The sequence below is a fragment of the Enterobacter sp. 3U4 genome, from assembly GCF_057224565.1.
Map to the genome: position 1 here is coordinate 2,416,909 of NZ_CP136665.1, position 24,903 is coordinate 2,441,811.

Sequence of the window (24,903 nt, forward strand, 5' to 3'; positions counted from 1 at the left end):
ACCTTTTTTAAATATTACTGTTTAACTTCTTTTACTCGCATCTCATTCACCTGTTGGGGAATGATCTTATTTCCTTTCACCAGATAATCAATAACCGCATCAGAAAGGTTATACCCACCTTTTACCTGTTTATTCTGACCATCGATAAATGCGTTAAAGCCATCGCCACCCGGGGCAAGGAAACTATTTGTCGCTACGCGATAGGTATCAGTATCTACAATCGGCTTGCCATTAAGCGTAAATAGCACAACGCGGTGCCCAACAGGTTTATGTTGGTCGTAGCGCATTTCCAGTCCTTTCGACATTTGCAAGACACCATTAGTAAGTGACGCACCGTGTTCCATAAGATTGCGTAAGGATTTCCCTTTCAAATCCATTACAGTGAGCTCATTGGGAAACGGGAAAGCGCTAATAACATCGCCAAGGGTTATCGGACCAGCATTCAAATCTGCGCGAAGACCACCTGAATTAGTGAGCGCCAGCTGCGCATCAGGCGCTGCAGCAAGCATTGCATCGGTAAATAAATTTCCCAGCGAAGATGATTCACCATAGGCGCGCGTAAGCGCAACAGGCGTCTCTCCAACTTTTTGGCGAACCGTCTCGGAAAGTTTTTTATTCCAGCTATCAATAACGCTCTGAGTTGCAGGATCGGGTTTCCATTCATCGGCATAAAGGGTTTTAAGTTCGAAGCTTTTTATTTTTTGGTGATGTGTTTTTAGATCTACATCCAGAACCAGCTTACCGATATCAATCCCACCACTGTCGGTCGAAAGTACCAGCGTGTTACCTGCTTTGAGCGGCTCCACTGTTCCAACATGTGCATGTCCGGTAATCAGAATATCCAGCCCCTTCACCTGCTTCGCCGTCTGGATATCCTTATCAAGGGCACGCTTCACATCTGTATTGCCGATACTGGACTGGCGTGCAGGGAAACCTTCATGCATGAGTGCCACGGTAACATCCACTTTCCCGCGGAGTTCATCCAGATAACGCTGGAGATATTTCACCTCGTCACGCGCTTCAATGCCCTGACGCATTGAAGATGAAACGGTATCATCGAAAGCGAACACGCCATGCAATCCAATGACCCCAATTTTTACGCCATCCTTTTCGATGATGGTATACGGCTTATTCCAGAAGAGGACGTTACTATTTTTATAAAAAACGTTCCCTAACAGTATCGGGAAGTTAGCCTGACTGAGCTGTATCAGCGTATTATCCCAACCATGATCGAACTCATGATTGCCTACAGACGCAGCATCAAAAGACATTGTATTCATAATATCTATGATTGCCCGCCCTTTTGTCAGACTGCTAATGTACGGACCGGTAAAGTAATCGCCAGCATCAAAATAAAAAGTAGCTTTATTCTTTTTCTTTTCTTGCTTGACGTATGTTGCAATATTTGCGAAGCCACCGACAGCTCTTTTACCTTCTGCAACATAAGGAATTTTGTAGGGCTCAACATGTGCATGTAGGTCATTGGTAAAAATGAAGGTTACATCCTGAGCAGGACTTAGCGAAGCATACCCCGATAGTAATAAAACCGCGATTACTGTTTTTTTCATTTTTTAACTCTCGAATTTAAGAAGGAATTTCATTATCGATTAGCGAAAAACAGATTTTGTGAACTTTCTCACGGCATATAAAAAAGGGGGGAGTGAAAATCGTCGACTCACAGAATCAGTTGGTGACATGCATGGAATGCACTCCAAAAATAGATCTCAATGTTTGTAAAAGCTGGTCATGCCCTAATCTTGGAATACCAGATGCGAATGACTATGTTGTTCCTGTTTATCGTCTGGGCTACGCTGCACTTGAATGTCAAAAATGTGGCAGCCTTCCTCCATTGTTTAATAAAAAAGAATGTGACGAGTGGTTCAGCCACTTCATGCAACAAAAATTAGGAAATACAGGACAAGGTTGTCCCCGCTGTTTTACAGCTCACGTCATTCACTATGGATATACAAAAGCCAGAACCCCACGCCTTCAATGTTGTACCTGCCGCTATGTGTTTACTCCACCCTATGACAATGCTCTATGCCTGGATAAAAATATCTCCCTTCTTTCACGGCTCGAACAAGGTGTGCACTCTGGCGAAACGACAAATCAAAGGGCGCTTGCGCACGCGGTTAACGGGTTCGAACACGATCTTCATGTTTCTGTCCCTGGATTAACAAGGGTCTCAACGATGCCGATGGTTATACCGTTTCAGGGCCGCGCTGCGAGACAGGAATTGTATGTTGTGATCAGCGCCGATGCTGATTCGGGAAAAATTATGCAAATCACAACCAACTATAGCGACTGGAGGGCAGGTGACTCGTTGCTCTATAAAAGTTCAAAGCCCAGCCCTTCTGCGATATCACCGTCGAGCGATGTTGATCTTATTCGGGAACGAGAGAAACAATTTCTAACGCGAAGTCAATTTGATGAAATTCAGTACGGTAACGCCGAACTTAAGCGAAACGACCGCGGAAGCATAGTCCGTCCTGTCATAGCCATACACAGTCATTTCCAGCGTTTAAAACGACGCTTTCCGGGCGTAACCGATCATTATCTCGCACATGAGTGTGTCTTGCGCGGCGGTGCTATTACGGCCTGGTCAACAGAGGTTCGTCTTGGGAAAACCGATCTGTGGTTTGTGTCTGAAAAGGCTGACGACGTTATGTTCTCTGACAGGTCATTTTACCTGACTGGTAGCTGGGAAATGGGATGGTGGAAGAATGTGTGGGAGCGCTGGGATAATGGCGAAAGTTGCAAGATGATTGGGCTCCTGACCGGACAGCAAAGTACAGCGGAACCCGCGTTGATTACACTTGCTCCCTGTAATGCATTTGCTGTCTGGCTGAGAGCCCATCCATGGTCATTACAGTGTCATAACTATGGGGCGCGGGTAGTGAGCCAGCATTTAGTGGGTCTTGGCTGTATTTATAACCAACAGATAAACGGCGAACACTCCGACGCCTCCTTCCACAGGGAGAGGGAGAAAGGCAGGCATAAAAAAACCGGGCAAATGCCCGGTTTTTAACATTAACGTTCAACTCACTTAGTGAGCCGCTTCCGGCTTGTGCTTCGCCGCACTCTGGAAATCGTACGTCAGTTCGTTCTTCGCCTGATCCAGCGCCACGGTCACCTGGCCGCCGTCCACCAGCGAGCCAAACAGCAGCTCGTTCGCCAGCGGTTTCTTCAGGTTGTCCTGAATCACGCGCGCCATCGGACGGGCACCCATCGCACGGTCGTAGCCTTTCTCTGCCAGCCAGTTGCGGGCCTCCTGGCTTACTTCCAGCGACACGCCTTTCTGATCCAGCTGAACCTGCAGCTCGACGATGAACTTATCCACTACCTGATGGATCACGTCGGTAGACAGGTGATCGAACCAGATAATGTTGTCCAGACGGTTACGGAACTCCGGCGTGAAGATCTTCTTGATCTCCTCCATCGCATCGGTGCTGTTATCCTGATGGATCAGGCCGATGGATTTACGCTCGGTTTCACGCACCCCGGCGTTGGTGGTCATCACCAGCACGACGTTGCGGAAGTCCGCCTTGCGCCCGTTGTTGTCGGTCAGCGTCCCGTTGTCCATCACCTGCAGCAGGATGTTGAACACGTCCGGGTGCGCTTTCTCGATTTCATCGAGCAGCAGAACCGCGTGCGGATGCTTGATCACCGCGTCGGTGAGCAGGCCGCCCTGGTCAAAGCCCACGTAGCCCGGAGGCGCACCAATCAAACGGCTGACGGTGTGACGCTCCATATACTCGGACATATCAAAGCGCAGCAGCTCTATGCCCAGCGCTTTGGAGAGCTGAACCGTCACCTCGGTTTTCCCCACGCCGGTCGGGCCAGCGAACAGGAAGGAACCGACAGGCTTATGGTCATGCCCCAGCCCGGCGCGGGCCATCTTGATCGCTTCGGTTAAGGCCTCAATGGCTTTATCCTGACCAAATACCAGCATTTTCAGGCGATTACCAAGGGTGCGCAGCGTGTCGCGGTCGCTCTGAGAAACGCTCTTCTCAGGGATACGCGCGATGCGGGCCACCACGGACTCAATATCCGCCACGTTAACGGTTTTCTTACGCTTGCTGGCCGGCATCAGGCGCGCACGCGCCCCTGCCTCATCAATCACGTCAATCGCCTTATCCGGCAGGTGACGGTCGTTGATGTATTTCACCGCCAGCTCCACCGCCGCACGAACCGCTTTCGCAGTGTATCGCACGTCGTGGTGCGCTTCGTACTTCGGCTTCAGGCCGTTGATGATCTGCACCGTTTCCTCGACGGACGGTTCGGTCACGTCGATTTTCTGGAAGCGGCGCGCCAGCGCGCGGTCTTTCTCAAAGATGTTGCTGAACTCCTGGTAGGTCGTGGAGCCAATCACGCGGATCTTGCCGCTGGAGAGCAGCGGTTTAATCAGGTTAGCCGCATCCACCTGGCCACCGGAGGCCGCACCTGCACCGATGATGGTGTGGATCTCATCGATAAACAGAATGCTGTTGGTGTCCTGCTCCAGCTGTTTTAACAGCGCCTTGAAGCGTTTTTCAAAATCACCGCGGTATTTGGTGCCCGCCAGCAGCGAGCCGATATCCAGCGAGTAGATGGTGCAGTCGGCAATCACTTCCGGCACGTCGCCCTGCACAATACGCCAGGCAAGCCCTTCGGCAATCGCGGTTTTACCCACGCCAGATTCCCCCACCAGCAGCGGGTTGTTCTTGCGGCGACGGCACAGGACCTGGATCGCACGCTCCAGCTCTTTATCGCGACCAATCAGCGGATCGATACCGCCAACGCGAGCAAGCTGATTAAGGTTGGTGGTGAAGTTTTCCATACGATCCTCCCCGCCTGCTTGCTCTTCATTGTTGTTGACCTGATTGCTGGAATCCGAGGCCTGGTTAGGCTCGTCTTTGCGCGTTCCGTGAGAAATAAAGTTAACCACATCGAGGCGGCTAACTTCGTGTTTGCGCAGCAGGTAGGCAGCCTGTGACTCCTGCTCGCTGAAGATGGCGACTAATACATTTGCGCCAGTCACTTCGCTACGTCCGGAAGACTGGACGTGGAATACCGCACGCTGCAACACGCGCTGGAAGCTGAGCGTCGGCTGCGTGTCACGCTCTTCTTCACTGGCTGGCAGCACCGGTGTGGTTTGTTCGATGAAGGCTTCGAGTTCCTGACGTAGCGCCACCAGATCCACGGAGCAGGCTTCCAGCGCTTCGCGGGCAGATGGGTTGCTAAGCAGTGCGAGCAGTAAATGCTCGACGGTCATAAACTCATGTCGGTGCTCACGCGCTCTGGCGAAAGCCATGTTTAAACTGAGTTCCAGTTCTTGATTGAGCATAGGCACCTCCCCCAATTTTATGCCTTATCAGGCCTTTTCCAGCGTACACAGCAACGGATGCTCGTTCTCCCTCGCATAGTCGTTCACCATCGCCACTTTGGTTTCCGCCACTTCGGCAGTGAAGATGCCGCAGATAGCTTTGCCACGATAATGAACGGTAAGCATCAGTTGCGTTGCACGTTCTACATCATAAGAAAAGAACTTTTGTAGCACGTCAATAACAAATTCCATCGGCGTGTAATCATCGTTCATTAACATAACTTTATACATAGATGGCGGTTTTAGCGCGTCGCGCACTTTGTCTTCCGCCAGCTGGTCAAAATCCAGCCAGTCGTTGGTCTTACCCATTTTGCATAACCACTTTGAATCTACCTCAGATGTTAGATAACAATCATCTATTACTGTCATCCGCGATGTCTGTCACAAACTGTTGCAATAGCGTTAACTGCTTCAAACTTTGGTTGATTATTGTCCCATCTCCAGCGCCAAACGCTTGACGACTTCTTTCGTTTCTCTAAATTGTACAAGCGTGAGATGGCGAGGTTTTGAACAGCCCCCACTCCACCACCGGTTCATTCCATCTTAACTTATAAGATTTACGAAGGATGTCGAAGCATGGAAATGGGTACTGTTAAGTGGTTCAACAACGCCAAAGGGTTTGGCTTCATCTGCCCCGAAGGCGGCGGCGAGGATATCTTCGCTCACTATTCCACCATTCAGATGGATGGTTACAGAACGCTCAAAGCCGGGCAGTCCGTCCGGTTCGATGTACACCAGGGACCAAAAGGCAATCATGCAAGCCTAATCGTACCCGTTGAAGCAGAGACGGTTGCATAGCTCTCTGTTTTATTGTGTACATCCCGCAGTCAAAATGCCAGCCCGATCGGCTGGCATTTTTATTTTCGGGTTATTCCCGAGCCAGCGCGTCCACCGGATCCAGCCGCGCCGCGTTGCGGGCGGGCAACCAGCCAAACAAAATGCCGGTAAAGGTCGAACACAAAAACGCGGTGATAATGGCGACCGGCGAGAAGCCAATCTCCCAGCCGGGTAAAAAGAGCTGGAGCGCAAACGCGATCATCATCGAGAGCGCAATCCCCATCGCACCGCCGACCAGACACACCAGCACGGCTTCAATTAAAAACTGCTGCAGCACGTCACTGGCCCGGGCCCCGACCGCCATGCGGATGCCAATCTCCCGGGTACGCTCGGTTACCGACACCAGCATGATGTTCATCACCCCGATGCCGCCGACGACCAGCGAAATCACCGCCACCAGCGTGAGGAACAGCTGAAGAGTACGTGTGGTCTTTTCCGCCGTTTTCAAGAGGCCGTCCATATTCCAGGTGAAGAAATCCTTCTTCCCGTGGCGCAGGGTTAACAGCCGCTCAAGCTGCTGTTCGGCCAGCGCGCTGTCGTAGCCCTCCTTCACGCGCACGGTGATGGAATTGAGCCAGGACTGCCCCATAATCCGCCCGGAGATGGTGGTGTAGGGTAGCCAGACGCGTAGGATCTTGCTGCTGCCAAACATCGACTGTTTCTCTTCCGCCACGCCGATGACCGTGGCAGGCATGTTGCCGACCAGAATCACTTCGCCCACCACGTTGGCTTTATTGGGGAAGAGCTGCCTGCGCGAGTTCGCGTCCAGCACCACCACCTGCGCCCTGCCCGCCAGCTGCTCGGCGTTGAAGGTAGCGCCTTCGCTAAAAGTCATGCCGTAGACGTTGAAATAGTCTCCGCTCACGCCGTTAGCGCTGGCGGCAACGTCAACATTGCCCACGCGCAGACGCAGGTTCTGCGAAACCGCAGGCGTGGCGGAGTTAACCCACGGCTGCTTCTGAATCGCCGCCAGATCGTCGTACTTCAGCGCCTGCTGATACTGCGGCTCGTCGTCGCCAAAATCTTTGCCGGGATAGACGTCAATGGTATTGGTGCCGATGGCGCGGATATCCGCCAGCACCAGCTGCTTGGCCGCGTCGCCCACCACCACAATCGACACCACCGAGGCGATACCGATAATGATGCCGAGCATCGTCAACAGGGTACGCATTTTGTTAGCCGCCATCGCCAGCCACGCCATAGTCAGCGCCTCGCGAAAGCCGCTGGAGAACTGACCCCAGCCGGTTGATGCCGGAAGCGCTTCTTTCGGCGCCGCTGCACTGGACTCACGCGGCGGCGGGTTGCTGACCAGCTCCCCGTCGTGGATCTCTATGATTCGTTCCGCCTGCGCCGCCACCTGCGGATCGTGGGTCACGATAATCACCGTGTGCCCCCGATCGCGAAGCTGATGGAGGATCGCCATCACCTCTTCGCCGGAATGGCTGTCGAGCGCCCCGGTCGGTTCATCCGCGAGGATCACCTGCCCGCCGTTCATCAGGGCGCGGGCAATACTCACGCGCTGCTGCTGGCCGCCGGACAGCTGCGAGGGCTGGTACTCCACCCGCTCCGCCAGCCCCAGACGCGTCAGCAGCATCTGCGCGCGCTCAAGGCGCTTTTTACGCTCGACGCCCGCATAGACCGCAGGCACTTCCACGTTCTGCGCCGCGCTAAGGTGAGAAAGCAGATGGTAGCGCTGGAAAATAAAGCCGAAGTGTTCCCGGCGCAGCTTCGCCAGCGCGTCGCCGTCCAGCGTGGAAACATCCATCCCGGCCACGCGATAGGTACCGCTGGTCGGTTTATCCAGACAGCCGAGAATGTTCATCAGCGTCGATTTACCGGAACCCGATGCGCCGACAATCGCCACCATCTCGCCTGCCTCCACGCGCAGGGAGATGCCCTTCAGCACCTCCACCGGACCATCGCCGGAGGGATAGCTGCGACGAATGTTATTCAGCTCAAGCAGCGCCGTCATTTGGCGGCTCCGGGCAGGCTTTCGCTGACAACAACCTCCTCGCCCTCTTCCAGCCCTTTCACCACCACCACGTCGGTGTCGTTGCGCGCGCCAATCACTACCTCACGCTCGCGCGTTTCGCCGTTGCGCAGCACTTTCACTTTATAACGGCTCTCCCCGGCGGATTCACCCAGGGCAGAGAGCGGAATGGTCAGCACGTTCTTCACGCCGGTCAGCTGAATATGCACCTGCGCGGTCATGTCGAGACGCAGCACGCCCTTCGGATTTGGCACTTCAAAACGGGCATAGTAGAAGATTGCGTCGTTCACTTTTTCCGGCGTCGGCAGAATATCCTTCAGCACACCTTCGTAGCGCGTCTGCGGGTCGCCAAGCACCGTAAACCAGGCGTTCTGTCCCGGCTTAAGATGGATAACATCCGCCTCGGAAACCTGGGCTTTGACCAGCATGGTACTCATGTCCGCCAGCGTCAGAATGTTTGGCGCCTGCTGCGCGGCAATCACCGTCTGGCCCTGCAGCGTGGTGATCTGGGTGACTTCGCCAGCCATCGGCGCGACGATTTTGGTGTAGTCGAGGTTGGTTTTCGCCGTATCCAGCGAGGCCTGATTGCGTTTGATTTGCGCGTCAATCGTGCCAATCTGCGCCTGTTTCACCGCCAGTTCAGTAGTGGCAGTATCTAAATCCTGTTTCGAAATAGCCTGGGTTTTGGCCAGCGCCTGCTGACGGGTCAGCGTCACCTGGGCCAGGTTACGTTCTGCCAGCGCCTGCGCACGCTGCGCGCGCAGTTCCATCAGCGTGGCTTCCACCTCGCGGATCTGGTTCTCAGCCTGCTCAGGATCGATAACGCCGAGCAGCTGGCCTTTTTTTACCTTGTCGCCTATCTCAACCGACAGCGTTTTGAGCTGGCCGCTGACCTGAGCGCCGACGTCAACCTTGCGCAGCGCGTCAAGCTTGCCCGTCGCGAGGACGTTTTGCTGCAGTTCGCCCGGGCGAACGATCAGTGTCTGATACTGTGGCACCGGCGCATTCAGCACCTGCCACAGCCAGTACCCACCGGCTAAAACCACGACCGCCAGCAGCAGAAACAGCGTTCTGCGTTTTCCCTTGAGGTTCATAAATATTCCAAATAAATGTTCTGGCAATGATAAGTGTTGATTCTAACTAAACGACTCTTCAACGAAAGCCCTGTTCTCCGAAATCGTCCTAATTTGTTTACGAGATGTTGACATTTCCCCTGCTGAAATAGCGATATTCCAAAAGGATCAGGATCTACCATGTCTTCTATCGTCGATACATCACTTTCAAACCTGCCGCAGCCAAAATCGGGCTGGCAGCTCTTCAAAAACCTGGCTTTCGGTGAGATCGCGCCCGGGCTGGCATGGGAAAAAACCGCCTATCGACGTAAGTTTATGCTGCGTTCACTGGCAACACCGCTCAGCACCGCTCGCCTGCTGTCTGAGCTTGCAAAACATCCGCATCTGATGCAAATGCTCCAGGTTCAGCCGGGGTTGCCCTGCCGCCTTCATCGTCCGTGGTTAACGGTCAATATGGATCGACAGCGTGCGCTGGCTTCGCTGTCCTGCCACTATCAGATGATGTGCCGCCAGCTGCCGGCGACGCTGACTCATGGTTACCTTTCAAAGCAGGGCGTGACTCTGCTGACCTTAACCGGAAAAGATGAACAGCAATTTACCGTCCGTCTGTGTGCGGACGCGTTTATGGATAAAGAGGGAGAAGCTACCCTCGTTTTCTGTGACAGTCAAAATACGGCGCTGGCGGAGATGACCTTTACGCTATGCCAGTTTGAGGGAAAATCGACGCTGTTCATTGGCGGTTTACAGGGCGCAAAAGCGCATGTTCCCCATGAGCTGATCCAGGGCGCGACGAAAGCCTGCCACGGTCTGTTCCCGAAACGTCTGCTGGTCGAGGCCGCAATGACGCTCGGCGCCGCGTTCCCGGTAGAGCAAATTGTCGCCGTCAGTAACGATACCCATATTTATCGCAGCTGGCGCTACCGCAGGAAAAAAGAGGGGAAACTGTTGGCCGATTACGACAGTTTCTGGATCTCCATCGGCGGTGAAAAGCAGGACAACGGTAATTTTATGCTGCCGCTCGTCATGCCGCGTAAGCCGATGGAAGAGATCGCCAGCAAAAAACGTTCCGAATATCGCCGCCGCTACGAGCTGCTTGATAGCCTGATTCAGCAGGTGAAACAGGCGACCCAACGCTAATCCGCTTTCCCGCGTGCCAGCCACAGCACGCGGGAGAACATCTTCCGCAGCAGGGTCGGTACCGCCTCCACGCCCCGTCTCCCCGCTTCCGTCGCCACTTCAATGGCTAAATCCGGTTTTGACGAACGGTGAATGGCTTTGGCGATCACCCGCCGCATATTCATCGGGACATCGACCGGCACCATGGCAATTCGATGGAAGACGTCGTCGAACCCCTGACGATACATAAAGTGTTCCATGTCCATCGCGGGAAGCATGGTTAAATGGTCGCGCTCTTCCTCTCGCTCGTTATTCAGCAGGCTGCGTACGGTCGAGGCATATTTTTTGCCCGCCTCATCACCGTCGACCAGCACGTGCCACTCGATCCCCATCCGGCGGGCAAATTTTATCAGCGGCTTTAATCCCGACTGGGCGAATTCAATCACCTTAATGCCTTCCGCATCAAAATGGTGGCCGCACTGGCGCGCCAGTTCGTTGATGACCCAGGTTTCCGTTTCCCCCTCCACCAGCAGCCAGCAGCGGGCAAAGAGCGACGACGCCCGGTTAAAGCGAATATGGAACGCGATGCGCCGCCCGTCTTCCGCGTTCAAACCGCCCGGCCCAAGGCGGAAAGCGGAGACGCGGGAGGATTCACGCACCAGGCGACAGACGTGTTCTACCGGCGTCAGCGATAATAATTCCCCGGAATTGGTGGTCGTAATACGCTGGAGCGGCAGCAGATTCAGCAGATGCCATGCCACGGAAAGCATAATGGGATGCAGGCGCGTTTCCGGATCTTCCACCAGCAGCAGCGGCCGGGCGTCCCGGTCAAGACGAACGGTGCCTTTAGCCTGCAGAAGCGTTGAAAACAGCCCCAGCAAAATCACCCGATGGGTACGACCGCCGGGCCGGTCAATCATCCGGTTAATGATGTCGAGGTAGCGCCAGCTGCGCTGCTCATCATGGGAGCGGCGGCGCATCAGGCGATGGCGCGACTCCGAGGTTCCCTGCTCGGAAAAATAGTGCTCAAGGAGTTGTACCATTGCGGACAACCCCTGACGGATTTGACCATCGGTCAGATTCTGCGGACGTGACACCAGCTCTCTGGCCAGAAAATCCAGCTCGCGGGCGGTGACTTCCACGTCCGGCATATTGGGTACGGTACCGTTACGAATACGGCGCATAAAACGCGCATCGCGCAGGCGTAACACCGGCGTCAGGCGGATCAGGTGGCGGGCCAGATCGTCGATATTGTCCAGCGGGATCGGGTTGGCTTTCTCATCGAGAAAATCACGCAGGGTGAGTACACCCTCGTTCTCCGCCATCTCACCTTCCAGCCGATAGAAAATCCGGTGGAAACCGTCATCGCAAGGCACCCAGCAGGGTGACAGCGGGCGGAAGCGACGCACGCGGTGACGTCCGGGTTCGGATTCGCGGAACGTCAGGATGATATGCAGGTGCTTCTCGCGCCCCGTCACGTCGCCGGGCGGAAACCAAAAATCGTCGCGGACGAACTGATACAGATCGTCCTCGGGTGAAAGCAGTAACGTCAGCGCATCCAGCAGGCTGGACTTACCCCACGCGTTCTCGCCGATAAGGACGTTGTTCTGCTCCAGCTGCAGTGACAGGCGGTTAATACCGCGAAACCCGACAATTTCCACACGTTCGAGAAGCATAAATCCCCCGCGATATGATCACTTTTTCCTTCAAGTTATCAGCAGTATAGCGGGATGCACACAGGCTTGACACTGCAATCCGCCTCCATAACCTGGAGGAAGCACGAAAAATTCAGAATTTATCCATCAGGTTTCATTTGAAATAACCCTCATATAGCAAGATACTACCGCCCGAAAATTGGACTATGCTCTATTTACCTCCAGTTTGAACAAGGATTGACATCACATTGCCTTAAATCAAATTAATCGAATTTATTTAAGTGGCGAAGGGGTGTTGTTGGTTTTTAAAATACGAACTCTTTGAGTCGTCATCCCTTTATGGCGATATATCCCGCACGCGGGAAAGCGTGCGGATAATTATTTGAGGTGGTTATGTTTAGAAAATTGGCAGCAGAATGCTTTGGTACATTCTGGCTGGTATTTGGTGGCTGCGGTAGCGCCGTTCTGGCAGCAGCATTCCCGGAATTAGGTATCGGTTTTGTCGGCGTCGCGCTGGCTTTTGGTTTAACCGTATTAACCATGGCGTTTGCCGTGGGGCATATTTCCGGCGGTCATTTTAACCCGGCAGTGACGTTAGGTTTGTGGGCTGGCGGTCGTTTCCCGGCGAAAGACGTGATTGGATATATTGTGGCACAGGTGGTTGGCGGTATTATTGCGGCTGGCGTCCTGTACGTGATTGCCAGCGGTAAAGCCGGGTTCGACGCGGCGGCCAGCGGCTTCGCCTCTAACGGCTTCGGCGAACACTCTCCGGGTGGCTACTCCATGCTGTCTGCCATCGTGATTGAAATTGTGCTGACCGCCGGCTTCCTGCTGGTGATCCACGGCGCAACGGACAAACACGCGCCAGCCGGTTTTGCCCCGATTGCCATTGGTCTGGCGCTGACGCTTATCCACCTGATTTCTATTCCGGTCACCAACACCTCCGTTAACCCAGCACGCAGCACCGCCGTTGCCATCTTCCAGGGCGGCTGGGCGCTTGAGCAGCTGTGGCTGTTCTGGGTAATGCCAATCGTCGGCGGTATTCTGGGCGGCGTGCTGTATCGCACCCTGCTGGAAAAACGCGATTAATTAAGTGCGGCCTGTAATGTCGGTTGGCGCTAACGCTTACCCGACCTATGTGAGTGTGCACTTTGTAGGCCGGGTAAGGCGTAACCGCCGCCCGGCTTTCTTTTGCCGCTTTACTGAACAGCCTTTATTGGGTAGTGTCTCTGGCGCTCAACAGATACTCAAAAGGACCGGCTGTTCATGTTTTCAGGACTCCTCATTATTCTGCTGCCCCTGATTGTGGGCTACCTTATCCCGCTGCATCAGGAATCTGCATTACGGCTTATCAACCGTTTTCTCAGCTGGATTGTTTACGTCATTCTTTTCTTTATGGGGATTAGCCTGGCATTTCTGGACAACCTGTCGGCGAATTTACTCTCCATCCTCCATTATTCTGTCGTCACCGTGGTGGTTATTTTGCTGTGCAATATTGCCGCGCTGCTGTGGCTGGAACGCACTATTCCATGGAAAAACCACCATCATCAGGAAAAACTCCCTTCACGAATTGCAATGGCGCTTGAATCATTAAAATTATGCGGCGTCGTGGTGCTCGGTTTTCTTCTTGGGCTGACCGGTTGGGCTTTTTTACAGCACGCGACTGAGGCCAGTGAATATACTCTGATCTTCCTGCTGTTCCTGATCGGTATTCAGCTGCGAAATAATGGCATGACGCTGAAACAAATTGTCCTCAACCGTCGGGGGATGATGGTTGCCGTCATGGTTGTCGCCAGTTCAATGGTGGCGGGCGTCATTAATGCCTTTATTCTCGATCTGCCGCTGAAAACCGGCCTGGCGATGGCGTCAGGTTTTGGCTGGTATTCCCTCTCCGGTATTCTACTGACTGAATCATTCGGCCCGGTGATCGGCAGCGCTGCCTTCTTTAACGATCTGGCCCGCGAGCTAATTGCCATCATGCTGATCCCGAGCCTGGTTCGCCGCAGTCGTTCTACCGCGCTGGGTCTGTGCGGCGCGACGTCGATGGACTTTACCCTGCCGGTATTACAACGCTCCGGCGGGCTGGAGATGGTACCCGCGGCTATCGTGCACGGCTTTATTTTAAGCCTGCTGGTTCCGGTTCTGATGGCCTTCTTCTCTGCCTGATACTTCTTTGGCGGTAGGTTTCCTGCCGCCAAAATTGCGCTAAATCAATCTCCCTCTATTTTGTAGCAGAAAGCCCTTTTCTCCGTTCTGGCACAGGCATAACCTTAAACATGTATATCAAATATAACTTTAACAGGTGTGATTATGTTTTGTGTGCAATGTGAACAAACCATCCGTACCCCGGCAGGCAACGGCTGCTCCTACGCACAAGGTATGTGCGGCAAAACCGCAGAAACATCTGACCTGCAGGACCTGCTGATTGCGGCTCTGCAAGGCCTTTCCGCCTGGGCGTTCAAAGCCCGCGAATATGGTATTGTCGACCACTACGTCGACAACTTCGCTCCACGCGCGTTTTTCTCCACGCTGACCAACGTCAACTTCGATTCTCCGCGCATTGTGGGCTACGCCCGCGAAGCGATTGCCCTGCGTGAAGCGCTGAAAGCACAGTGCCTGAAGGCGGATGCCAGCGCCCGCGTGGAAAACCCGATGTCAGAACTTCAGCTGGTCAGCGACGATTTGGGCGACCTCCAGCGTCAGGCGGCAGAATTCACCCCGAATAAAGACAAAGCGGCAATTGGCGAGAACATTCTCGGCCTGCGCCTGCTGTGCCTGTACGGGCTGAAAGGCGCTGCGGCCTATATGGAACACGCGCACGTGCTCGGTCAATACGACAACGACATCTACGCCCAGTACCATAAAATCATGGCGTGGCTGGGTACCTGGCCTGACGATATGAATGCCCTGCTTGAGTGCTCAATGGAAATCGGCCAGATGAACTTCAGGGTGATGAGCATTCTGGATGCCGGTGAAACCAGCACCTACGGCCACCCAACGCCGACGCAGGTCAACGTCAAAGCAACCGAAGGCAAGTGCATCCTGATTTCCGGTCACGACCTGAAAGATCTCTACAACCTGCTGAAGCAAACCGAAGGCACCGGCGTTAACGTTTATACCCACGGTGAAATGCTGCCGGCCCACGGCTATCCGGAGCTGCGTAAATTTAAGCATCTGATCGGTAACTACGGCAGCGGCTGGCAGAACCAGCAGGTTGAGTTCGCCCGCTTCCCTGGCCCTATCGTGATGACCTCTAACTGCATCATCGACCCGACCGTGGGCGCGTATGACGATCGCATCTGGACACGCAGCATCGTCGGCTGGCCGGGCGTGAGCCATCTTGAAGGTGACGATTTCGGTCCGGTTATCGCCCAGGCGCAGCAGATGGCGGGCTTCCCGTACAGCGAGATCCCGCACATGATCACCGTCGGCTTTGGTCGCGAGACGCTGCTCGGCGCCGCTGATTCGCTGATCGATCTCGTCAGCCGTGAAAAGCTGCGCCACATCTTCCTCGTCGGCGGCTGCGACGGCGCGCGCGGCGAGCGTAGCTACTTCACCGATTTCGCCACCAGCGTGCCGGAAGACTGCCTGATCCTGACCCTGGCGTGCGGCAAATACCGTTTCAACAAGCTGGACTTCGGCGACATCGAAGGTCTGCCGCGCCTGATCGATGCGGGCCAGTGTAACGATGCTTATTCGGCCATCATTCTGGCGGTCACCCTGGCGGAGAAACTGGGCTGCGGCGTGAACGACCTGCCGCTGTCGCTGGTGCTGTCATGGTTTGAGCAGAAAGCGATTGTCATCCTGCTGACCCTGCTCTCTCTTGGCGTAACCAACATCGTGACCGGCCCGACCGCGCCTGGCTTCCTGACGCCGGACCTGCTGGCGGTGCTGAACGAGAAATTCGGTCTGCGTTCCGTGACCAACGTTGAAGATGATATGAAGCAGCTGCTGAGCGCGTAAGGAGTTATCCATGACCATGCCAACCCCACAATGTCCGTGGCGGATGCAGGTTCACCACATCCACCAGGAGACGCCGGATGTGTGGACGCTGTCGCTGCTGTGCCATGACTACTATCCGTACCGTGCAGGCCAGTATGCGCTGGTCAGCGTTCGCAATTCGGCGGACACCCTGCGCGCCTATACCCTATCCTCAACGCCAGGCGTGAGCGAATACATCACGCTTACCGTCCGTCGCATTGAAGGCGGAGCCGGTTCAGAATGGCTGACCCGGGACGTGAAGCGCGGGGATTATATCTGGCTGTCCGATGCGCAGGGTGAATTCACCTGTGACGACAAAACAGACGATAAATTCCTGCTGCTGGCGGCGGGCTGTGGCGTGACGCCGATTATGTCGATGCGGCGCTGGCTGGCGAAGAACCGCCCGCAGGCCGACGTGCAAGTTATCTTCAGCGTCCGTTCCCCGGACGATGTGATTTTCGCCGGGGAGTGGCGTGATTATCCGGTGACGCTGGTGGCGGAACACAACGCGACCCACGGCTTTGTGTCCGGTCGCCTGAGCCGCGAACTGCTGCAAAGCGTGCCGGATATGGCGAACCGCACCGTGATGACCTGCGGTCCGGCGCCGTACATGGATATCGTTGAAAAAGAAGTGAAAGCGCTTGGCGTGACCCGCTTCTTCAAAGAGCAGTTCTTCACGCCGGTGGCGGAAGCGGCAACCAGCGGCATTACGTTCACCAAACTGCAGCCTGCTCAGACCTTCTTTGGCCGCGTGGGGACCACGCTGCTGGAGGCGCTGGAAAGCAACAAGGTGTCGGTCGTGGCGGCCTGTCGGGCGGGCGTGTGCGGCTGCTGTAAGACGAAAGTGGTTTCAGGGGAGTACAGCGTCACCAGTACTATGACTCTGTCCGACGCGGAAATTGCAGAGGGTTACGTGCTGGCATGTTCGTGCCATCCTCAGGGCGATCTCATCCTCGCATAAAGGTTATGCTTTCGTTTGCAGGCCCGGTAAGCGTCAGCGCCACCGGGCTTTTTTGCCGGATGGCACTGCGTTTACCCGGTCTACAACCGCCCTACCGCCACGCGGGCGTTTTCCCTAACGCAAACCGCCCCGCTCCTAAAAACGCGACCGCCAGCGAGCCGATAAAGAAGTACACCAGGCTTTCAATCGCCCATGCGCCTACCTTATCGAGGGCGAGCGTTTCACCCATTCCCACCATCAGCCACGCCACAATCATCGTAAAGGCCAGCACCAGCGCGGCAGGGCGCGTAAGGAGCCCGACAATAATCAGGATCGGTGCCACCACTTCGCCAATCAACACGCCGTAGGCGATAAATCCCGGCAACCCTTTTTCCACCAGCATGCCGCTGATAAAGCCCACCCCGCCAAAAAGCTTGTGCAAACCGTGAAAGAGCATCAGCCCGCCGACGGCAAGTCGTAACAAGAGTTTGCCAAGATCGTCGCACGATAGCTTTTCATTAACAGCAATTAACAATGATTTAACCATTTGAAATTATTCCTTTTTTTAACAGTGACACCACCAGATTATGCCGAATAATTGCGCATGAAAAGCACCTTTTAATTGGGATGATGCGACGGGCAATACGGAGACTTTCTTCTAAGCTTGTAAGCGATATCACAAAAAGGAGACGGACAACCATGAAACAAACCGTGGCTGCATATATAGCGAAAACGCTCGAACAGGCTGGCGTAAAACGTATCTGGGGCGTCACCGGCGATTCCCTGAATGGACTCAGCGACAGCCTCAACAAGATGAAAACCATCGAATGGATGCCCACCCGTCATGAAGAGGTTGCTGCCTTCGCCGCAGGCGCTGAAGCACAGCTCACGGGAGAACTGGCCGTGTGTGCCGGATCGTGCGGGCCGGGTAACCTGCATCTGATCAACGGCCTCTTTGACTGTCACCGTAACCACGTGCCGGTGCTGGCCATTGCCGCCCATATCCCCTCTTCCGAAATCGGCAGCGGCTATTTTCAGGAGACGCATCCGCAGGAGCTGTTCCGTGAATGCAGCCACTATTGCGAGCTGGTTTCATCCCCGGAGCAGATCCCGCAGGTGCTGGCGATAGCCATGCGCAAAGCCGTGCTGAATCGCGGCGTTTCGGTGGTCGTTATTCCGGGCGATGTGGCCCTCAAGGCTGCGCCAGAAGGGGCCAGCACCCACTGGTATCACGCGCCGCAGCCGGTGGTGACGCCAGCCGAGGAGGAGCTGAAAAAGCTGGCGCAGCTGCTGCGGTACTCCAGCAATATCGCCCTGATGTGCGGCAGCGGCTGCGCGGGCGCGCACAAGGAGCTGCTTGAATTTGCGGGTAAGCTTAAGGCCCCCATTGTCCACGCCCTGCGCGGCAAAGAGCACGTCGAGTACGACAACCCTTACGACGTGGGGATGACCGGTCTGATCGGTTTTTCCAGCGGCTTTCACACCATGATGAACGCCGACACGCTGATCCTGCTCGGCACCCAGTTCCCGTATCGCGCGTTCTACCCGACGGACGCCAAAATCATTCAGATTGATATCAACCCGGCCAGCATCGGCGCGCACAGCAAGGTCGATATGGCGCTGGTGGGCGACATCAAATCCACGCTTGCCGCCCTGCTGCCGCTGCTGGAAGAGAAAACCGATCGCAAGTTCCTCGATAAAGCGCTAAGCGACTATCGCGATGCCCGCAAGGGGCTGGACGATCTCGCCAAACCGAGCGACAAAGCCATTCACCCGCAATATCTGGCGCAGCAGATCAGTCATTTCGCGGACGACGATGCCATCTTCACCTGCGACGTAGGCACGCCAACCGTCTGGGCGGCCCGCTATCTGAAGATGAACGGCAAACGCCGCCTGCTCGGCTCGTTCAACCACGGCTCGATGGCCAACGCCATGCCGCAGGCGCTAGGAGCAAAAGCGACAGCCCCGGAGCGTCAGGTGGTGGCGATGTGCGGCGACGGCGGGTTCAGCATGCTGATGGGGGATTTCCTGTCGGTGGTACAGATGAAGCTTCCGCTGAAAATCGTGGTCTTTAACAACAGCGTGCTGGGCTTCGTGGCGATGGAGATGAAGGCCGGTGGTTACCTGACGGACGGTACCGAGCTGCACGAAACCAACTTCGCGCGCATTGCCGAGGCCTGTGGCATCACCGGTATTCGCGTGGAGAAAGCCTCAGAGGTGGATGAAGCCCTGCAGCGCGCGTTTTCCATCGACGGTCCGGTGCTGGTGGATGTCGTCGTCGCCAAAGAGGAGCTGGCGATCCCGCCGCAGATCAAGCTTGAACAGGCCAAAGGCTTTAGCCTCTATATGCTGCGCGCCATCATCAGCGGTCGCGGTGACGAGGTGATCGAACTGGCAAAAACAAACTGGCTCAGGTAAAACATTTCGCATGACCTCTTAAATTAAAGGGATGTGAAATGATTGATTTACGCAGTGATACCGTAACCCGCCCGAGCCGCGCCATGCTCGAAGAGATGATGGCCGCCCCGGTCGGGGACGACGTCTACGGCGATGACCCGACGGTCAACGAACTGCAACGCTACGCGGCTGAACTGAGCGGCAAGGAGGCCGCCCTGTTCCTGCCAACCGGTACGCAGGCTAACCTGGTGGCGCTGCTCAGCCACTGCGAGCGCGGTGAAGAGTACATTGTCGGCCAGGGCGCGCATAACTATCTGTACGAAGCCGGCGGTGCCGCGGTGCTCGGCAGCATTCAGCCGCAGCCAATTGACGCAGCGCCGGACGGCAGCCTGCCGCTTGATAAGGTCGCGGCAAAAATCAAAGCCGATGATATTCACTTTGCCCGCACCAGGCTGCTCAGCCTCGAAAACACCCACAACGGCAAAGTGCTGCCGCGCGAGTACCTGAAAGCAGCGTGGGAATTCACCCGCGAGCGCGGGCTCGGCCTGCACGTTGACGGCGCGCGTATCTTTAACGCCGTAGTAGAGTATGGCTGCGAGCTGAAAGAGATTGCGCAATACTGCGACTCGTTCACCATCTGCCTCTCAAAAGGGCTAGGAACGCCCGTGGGTTCCCTGCTGGTCGGCAATGCGGACTACATCAAGCGAGCCAACCGCTGGCGTAAAATGACCGGCGGCGGCATGCGTCAGGCGGGTATTCTGGCGGCTGCCGGACTGTACGCCCTGAAAAACAACGTGGCGCGCCTGAAGGACGATCACGACAATGCCGCGTGGATGGCGGCGCAGCTGCGCGAGATTGGCGCCGACGTGATGCGCAACGACACTAACATGCTGTTCGTCCGCGTGGGCGAGGATCGCGCCGCTGCGCTGGGTGAATTTATGAAAGCACGTGGCGTGCTGATTAACGCCTCACCTGTCGTGCGTCTGGTGATGCACCTCGACGTGAACCGCGAGCAGCTGGCCGACGTGGTGAAACACTGGCAGGCGTTTTTACAGCGATAAGGAGCAGCACGTGCCGCAACGCATTCTGGTGCTCGGCGCCAGCGGATATATCGGTCAGCATCTCACCGCGGCGTTAAGCCAGCAGGGACATCGGGTGCTGGCAGCGGCACGCAACACGGAGCGCCTGCAAAAACTCGGTTTGCCGGGCGTCACCTGCCACAACGTTGACCTCAACTGGCCGAGGGAGCTTCCCGCCCTGCTGGAAGAGGTCGACACGCTTTATTACCTGGTTCACAGCATGGGCGAAGGCGGGGATTTTATCGCCCACGAGCGTCAGGTGGCGATGAACGTCCGCGATGCCCTGCTGCAAACCCCGGTGAAGCAGGTGATTTTTCTCAGCTCACTCCAGGCACCTGAACATGAGCAGTCAGATCACCTGCGCGCCCGCCATCTGACGGCTGAAACCCTGCGCGGGGCGAATATCCCCGTCACCGAACTGCGCGCCGGGATCATCGTCGGCGCAGGCTCTGCCGCCTTCGAAGTGATGCGCGATATGGTCTACAACCTGCCGGTGCTCACGCCGCCGCGCTGGGTCCGTTCGCGCACCACGCCGATTGCGCTGGAGAACCTGCTGCATTATCTGGTGGCTCTGCTGGATCACCCGGCAGAGCAACACCGCGTGCTCGAGGCGGCAGGCCCGGAAGTGCTGAGCTATCAGGAGCAGTTCGAACATTTCATGCGCGTCAGCGGACGCCGCCGCTGGCTGATCCCCATCCCCTTTCCGACCCGCTGGATTTCGGTGTGGTTTTTGAATGTGATCACCTCGGTGCCGCCGACCACCGCCAAAGCGCTGATCCAGGGGCTGAAGCACGATTTACTGGCCGACGATCGGGCGCTGCGCGCCTTAATTCCCCAGGATCTGATCCGCTTTGACGATGCCGTGCGCAATACGCTGAAAGAAGAAGAGCAGCTGGTGAACTCCAGCGACTGGGGTTACGACGCCCAGGCGTTTGCACGCTGGCGGCCGGAGTATGGCTATTACCCGAAACAGGCGGGCTGTACGGTGAAAACCCCTGCCAGCCTGGCCGCGCTGTGGGAGGTGGTGAACCAGATTGGCGGCAAAGAACGGTATTTCTTCGGTAATATTCTCTGGCAAACGCGCGGGGCGATGGACCTGCTGGTGGGCCATCGGCTGGCAAAAGGCCGTCCGGCACGCCCGTATCTTGAGGTGGGTGACGCGGTTGATAGCTGGAAGGTGATCATTGTCGAACCCGAAAAGCAGCTGGCGCTGCTGTTCGGCATGAAAGCCCCGGGGCTGGGCCGACTCTGCTTTACCCTGAAAGACAAAGGCGATTACCGTGAGCTGGACGTCCGCGCATGGTGGCATCCGCACGGAATGCCGGGTCTGTTCTACTGGCTGTTGATGATCCCTGCCCACCTGTTCATCTTCCGGGGCATGGCGAAACGCATTGCGCAACGGGCAGAACAAAAGATGGAAAAGTTCTAAATAAAACTCTCTTTCTTTCACCTTTCCCATTGCATAGCGCCGTAATTCACGAAAGAATGCGCACGAAATTCTTTTCAACACAGTGGATAGTTATGAAGGTACTGGTTACCGGTGCGACCAGCGGCTTAGGCCGAAATGCGGTCGAATTTCTGCGCAATAAAGGCATTAGCGTCAGGGCTACCGGTCGCAACGAAGCGATGGGTAAACTGCTGCAAAAAATGGGCGCAGAGTTCGTTCATGCCGACCTGACGGAGCTGGTCTCTTCGCAGGCGAAGGTGATGCTCGCCGGTATCGACACGCTATGGCACTGTTCCAGTTTTACCTCTCCGTGGGGGACCCAGGAAGCCTTCGATCTTGCCAACGTGCGGGCCACCCGTCGTCTGGGTGAATGGGCCGTTGCCTGGGGCGTGCGTAACTTTATTCATATCTCGTCACCGTCACTCTATTTCGATTATCACCACCATCGTGACGTGCAGGAAGATTTCCGCCCTGCCCGCTTTGCCTGTGAGTTTGCCCGCAGCAAGGCGGCCAGCGAAGAGGTCATTGATCTGCTGGCGCAGTCAAACCCGCATACTCGCTTTACGGTTCTGCGTCCGCAGAGCCTGTTCGGGCCGCACGACAAGGTGTTTATTCCGCGTCTGGCGCAGATGATGCACCACTACGGCAGCGTGCTGCTGCCGCGCGGCGGCGATGCGCTGGTGGATATGACCTATTACGAAAACGCCGTCCACGCCATGTGGCTGGCAAGCCAGCCGGACTGCGATAAGCTGATCTCCGGTCGCGCCTACAACATCACTAACGGCGAACCCTGCACGCTGCGCAGCATTGTGCAGCGCTTAATTGATGAGCTGCAGATCGACTGCCGCATCCGTTCAGTCCCTTACCCAATGCTGGATATGATTGCCCGCAGCATGGAGCGTTTTGGCAATAAATCGGCCAAAGAACCTGCGCTGACGCATTACGGCGTATCGAAGCTTAACTTTGATTTCACGCTGGATATTTCGCGGGCAGAGAACGAGCTGGGATATAAACCGGTCGTGACCCTGGATGAAGGGATTATGCGTACGGCGGCGTGGCTGCGGGATCACGGGAAGCTTCCTCGGTAGATCTGGTCCTGCAGTTTACGATGGAAAATAAAACGGCAACCCGAAGGTTGCCGTTTGTCATTTTGGTGATTACAGGGCAGTCCACGCATCCTGCCATGCAATCCCTTTACCTGGCTCGTAGTAGGATGGCGCGTTATTGCACCAGCCGCTGTACGGATAAGGTTTGCACTGGAACAGCTGGCCGCGGTTGTTAACGATATCGCCTGCTTTCCATTTGGTTTTGGAGGTCCACGTCGGGTAAGTCCCGGTCTGGCCGCCGTTGGTCTGCTTAGCCTGTACGTTCAGCGTATAGGTGGTGGTGCTGCTCAGCTCGCCGTCACTGACGGTAAGGTTGATCGGGTACTGCGTCGCCGCTGCCACTTCCGGTGCATTGAAGGTAATAATTGCTTTATCTTCGCCGCTTACGGTCTGGCCGTTTGGAGCCGTCCAGGTATAAGTCAGGTGGTTACCGTCTTCATCAGTTGAGCCAGACGCGTTCAGAGAAACAGATTTACCCGCTTCAACCGCCCCCACCGGACCGGCGATTTTTGCTACCGGCGCATGGTTTACCGGCGCTGGCGTATTATCGTCCGGAGCCGGGGTGTTGTCGTCTGGCACCGGCGTGGTGTTGCCTTCGTCCGCTGGGTCGACAGGGGTCGGCGTCGGGGCTGGCGTGACGCTGCCGCCGTCGGAAGTCCCGTCTTCACCCACCACGTTCACATTGAAGAAATGCTTCACGCATTTGGAGTAGTCACCCTCTTTAAAGGCGCTGAATGGCGTCTGGTAGCCCACCAGCTGGCAAGAGTAGGTCTGGCCTGACGGGGTATCCGCGCTCCATCCCCAGTCCTGTTCCCAATAGATCTTCAGCGCGCCGGCACCGCCTTCGTCGAACTGCTTCATGTTGGCGCAGCCCAGCACTTCGTTAGACGGAACAGGCACTTTCAGGTAGTTAGCAAACTCTTTGTAATATTTGATACGGTTTTGAGACTGGGCGATCTCGGTCGGGCCGCCACACTCCACGCCGCCGTTGATGATCTGCGTGGTCACGCCGAAGCCCGGTACCAGACCATTCGCCTTATCGTGAGCGTTCGGCTGCCAGGTGCCGTCGATAACCTGCAGCATGCTCGGTTTTGGCGGCTGCGGGTAGGCGAAGAAGAAGATCGCGGAAGCAAGGTTCAGCCAGGTGTCAGCCACCAGCTCAGGTTTTTCCAGCAGTACACGGACGTCGCCGTACATCGCTTCAGAGAACGGGCCGTAGTTGTAGTTATAGGAGAGCTGTTTCGCACCGCGGCCAAAGTAGCTAACGAAATCACCATCTTTGTCTTTACCGCACGGCCAGGTCTGCCCCTGCCAGACATCCGGGTTACATTCGCCGTTATAGCCGCCCTTCTGACCTTCGCTCCAGCCCATCTCACGCACGTATACCAGCGCCTGACGCCACTCGGCTTCCGGACGCCAGGACTCGTGGCCGCCAGTTTCCTGCGCGAAGTGCGCGAACATGGTTGCCAGAGACTTACGGCAGATGGCATCGCTATTACGACCGTCGGTATAGGTCTGGCACAGTGCCGGGAATTTACCGACCGCTTTCAGGAAGTTGCTGTAGGTATATTCCGGCGCACGCAGTGGGAAGAGGTATTCCCAGTCGCTGGCCTTGATAATTCCTTCCACGCGCTTGACGTTTTCCGGGTTTGTCGATTTACCCGGCTCAATTTGTTCCACCAGGCTGTTGTCCAGCGTGCGGATGGTTGACTTCACTGAAGCCATCAGCGGGAAGTTGGTTAACTCCTGCTCTTTCTTCTGCAGATCGCTGGCCTTAACGGTGTAAGGTTCGCTGCTGGCCTGCAGTTGGGTTGCCTGAGCCATAAACGGTGCAACGCATGCGCCCGCGATAAGAACACTGAGTAATGTTCTTTTGTTCATATAAATGGTCCTCTTAATTATATTAAGGGTCAATAA

Annotated in this window: 19 protein-coding genes; 11 read left to right on the forward strand and 8 right to left on the reverse strand. The window is 55.8% G+C overall.

The features are described from left to right. Positions 1-14 precede the first annotated feature (14 nt). Positions 15-1,568 (reverse strand): bifunctional metallophosphatase/5'-nucleotidase, encoded by a 1,554-nt coding sequence (locus RVY89_RS11565; RefSeq protein ID WP_484825373.1) that lies wholly within the window; start codon positions 1,566-1,568, stop codon positions 15-17. A gap of 92 nt (positions 1,569-1,660) precedes the next feature. Here RVY89_RS11565 and RVY89_RS11570 point away from each other — a divergent pair, with 92 nt between their 5' ends. Then, positions 1,661-3,028, forward strand: a complete 1,368-nt coding sequence (locus RVY89_RS11570; RefSeq protein WP_484825374.1) for a hypothetical protein — start codon at positions 1,661-1,663, stop codon at positions 3,026-3,028. A gap of 18 nt (positions 3,029-3,046) precedes the next feature. Here the strand turns inward: RVY89_RS11570 and clpA are convergent, their stop codons facing one another. After that, the gene (clpA, locus tag RVY89_RS11575) at positions 3,047-5,326 is read right to left on the reverse strand and encodes an ATP-dependent Clp protease ATP-binding subunit ClpA (protein ID WP_023335109.1); all 2,280 of its coding nucleotides are present in this window, start codon (positions 5,324-5,326) and stop codon (positions 3,047-3,049) included. 27 nt (positions 5,327-5,353) lie between these two features. After that, a complete protein-coding gene (gene clpS / locus RVY89_RS11580) occupies positions 5,354-5,674 on the reverse strand; it encodes an ATP-dependent Clp protease adapter ClpS (protein ID WP_006174393.1) in 321 nt (106 codons plus the stop codon). 267 nt (positions 5,675-5,941) lie between these two features. Between clpS and cspD the strand changes: the two genes are divergently transcribed. Further along, positions 5,942-6,163 (forward strand): cold shock-like protein CspD, encoded by a 222-nt coding sequence (cspD, locus tag RVY89_RS11585; RefSeq protein WP_006809408.1) that lies wholly within the window; start codon positions 5,942-5,944, stop codon positions 6,161-6,163. A gap of 70 nt (positions 6,164-6,233) precedes the next feature. On the opposite strand, the gene macB is transcribed toward cspD, so the two are convergent. Both macB and macA read right to left on the reverse strand, forming a co-directional pair. Continuing rightward, a complete protein-coding gene (gene macB, locus RVY89_RS11590) occupies positions 6,234-8,174 on the reverse strand; it encodes a macrolide ABC transporter ATP-binding protein/permease MacB (RefSeq protein ID WP_484825375.1) in 1,941 nt (646 codons plus the stop codon). After that, positions 8,171-9,286, reverse strand: coding sequence for a macrolide transporter subunit MacA (macA, locus tag RVY89_RS11595; protein ID WP_371898431.1), 1,116 nt, complete (start codon positions 9,284-9,286; stop codon positions 8,171-8,173). Before macA ends, macB begins: the two co-directional genes overlap by 4 nt. 159 nt (positions 9,287-9,445) lie before the next feature. Here macA and RVY89_RS11600 point away from each other — a divergent pair, with 159 nt between their 5' ends. Continuing rightward, a complete protein-coding gene (locus RVY89_RS11600) occupies positions 9,446-10,402 on the forward strand; it encodes a VirK/YbjX family protein (RefSeq protein WP_484825376.1) in 957 nt (318 codons plus the stop codon). Here RVY89_RS11600 and RVY89_RS11605 read toward each other — a convergent pair. Beyond that, positions 10,399-12,057, reverse strand: coding sequence for an ATP-dependent endonuclease (locus tag RVY89_RS11605; RefSeq protein WP_484825377.1), 1,659 nt, complete (start codon positions 12,055-12,057; stop codon positions 10,399-10,401). The two genes, RVY89_RS11600 and RVY89_RS11605, sit on opposite strands and share 4 nt — an antisense overlap. Before the next feature lie 372 nt (positions 12,058-12,429). On the opposite strand from RVY89_RS11605, the gene aqpZ reads away from it, so the two are divergent. The 4 genes from aqpZ to hcr all read left to right on the forward strand — a co-directional run bounded on the left by aqpZ (position 12,430) and on the right by hcr (position 16,978). Next, positions 12,430-13,125 carry an aquaporin Z gene (gene aqpZ / locus RVY89_RS11610; RefSeq protein ID WP_032642513.1) on the forward strand — a complete coding sequence of 232 codons (696 nt, stop codon included), beginning with the start codon at positions 12,430-12,432 and terminating at the stop codon, positions 13,123-13,125. A gap of 177 nt (positions 13,126-13,302) precedes the next feature. Beyond that, positions 13,303-14,202, forward strand: a complete 900-nt coding sequence (locus RVY89_RS11615; protein WP_484825378.1) for a LysO family transporter — start codon at positions 13,303-13,305, stop codon at positions 14,200-14,202. A gap of 144 nt (positions 14,203-14,346) precedes the next feature. Beyond that, positions 14,347-15,999: a hydroxylamine reductase gene (gene hcp / locus RVY89_RS11620; protein WP_484825379.1), complete on the forward strand. Its 1,653-nt coding sequence runs from the start codon at positions 14,347-14,349 to the stop codon at positions 15,997-15,999. A 10-nt stretch (positions 16,000-16,009) separates the two neighbouring features. After that, positions 16,010-16,978 carry an NADH oxidoreductase gene (gene hcr, locus RVY89_RS11625; RefSeq protein ID WP_484825380.1) on the forward strand — a complete coding sequence of 323 codons (969 nt, stop codon included), beginning with the start codon at positions 16,010-16,012 and terminating at the stop codon, positions 16,976-16,978. 91 nt (positions 16,979-17,069) lie between these two features. Here hcr and RVY89_RS11630 read toward each other — a convergent pair whose 3' ends face one another. After that, on the reverse strand, positions 17,070-17,504 hold the full coding sequence (locus RVY89_RS11630; protein ID WP_484825381.1) for a DoxX family protein: 435 nt from the start codon (positions 17,502-17,504) through the stop codon (positions 17,070-17,072). Between the two features lie 152 nt (positions 17,505-17,656). On the opposite strand from RVY89_RS11630, the gene poxB reads away from it, so the two are divergent. From poxB to RVY89_RS11650, 4 genes are all read left to right on the forward strand, one after another. Further along, positions 17,657-19,375, forward strand: a complete 1,719-nt coding sequence (gene poxB / locus RVY89_RS11635) for a ubiquinone-dependent pyruvate dehydrogenase (RefSeq protein WP_484825382.1) — start codon at positions 17,657-17,659, stop codon at positions 19,373-19,375. A gap of 38 nt (positions 19,376-19,413) precedes the next feature. Beyond that, on the forward strand, positions 19,414-20,415 hold the full coding sequence (ltaE, locus tag RVY89_RS11640) for a low-specificity L-threonine aldolase (RefSeq protein ID WP_484825383.1): 1,002 nt from the start codon (positions 19,414-19,416) through the stop codon (positions 20,413-20,415). Between the two features lie 10 nt (positions 20,416-20,425). Continuing rightward, entirely contained in the window at positions 20,426-21,862 is a 1,437-nt protein-coding gene (locus RVY89_RS11645) for an SDR family oxidoreductase (RefSeq protein ID WP_484825384.1), read from the forward strand. A 92-nt stretch (positions 21,863-21,954) separates the two neighbouring features. After that, entirely contained in the window at positions 21,955-22,968 is a 1,014-nt protein-coding gene (locus tag RVY89_RS11650; protein WP_484825385.1) for an NAD-dependent epimerase/dehydratase family protein, read from the forward strand. A 69-nt stretch (positions 22,969-23,037) separates the two neighbouring features. Here RVY89_RS11650 and RVY89_RS11655 read toward each other — a convergent pair whose 3' ends face one another. After that, complete coding sequence (locus RVY89_RS11655) at positions 23,038-24,867, reverse strand: glycoside hydrolase family 19 protein (RefSeq protein WP_484825386.1); 1,830 nt, start codon at positions 24,865-24,867, stop codon at positions 23,038-23,040. Positions 24,868-24,903 lie beyond the last annotated feature (36 nt).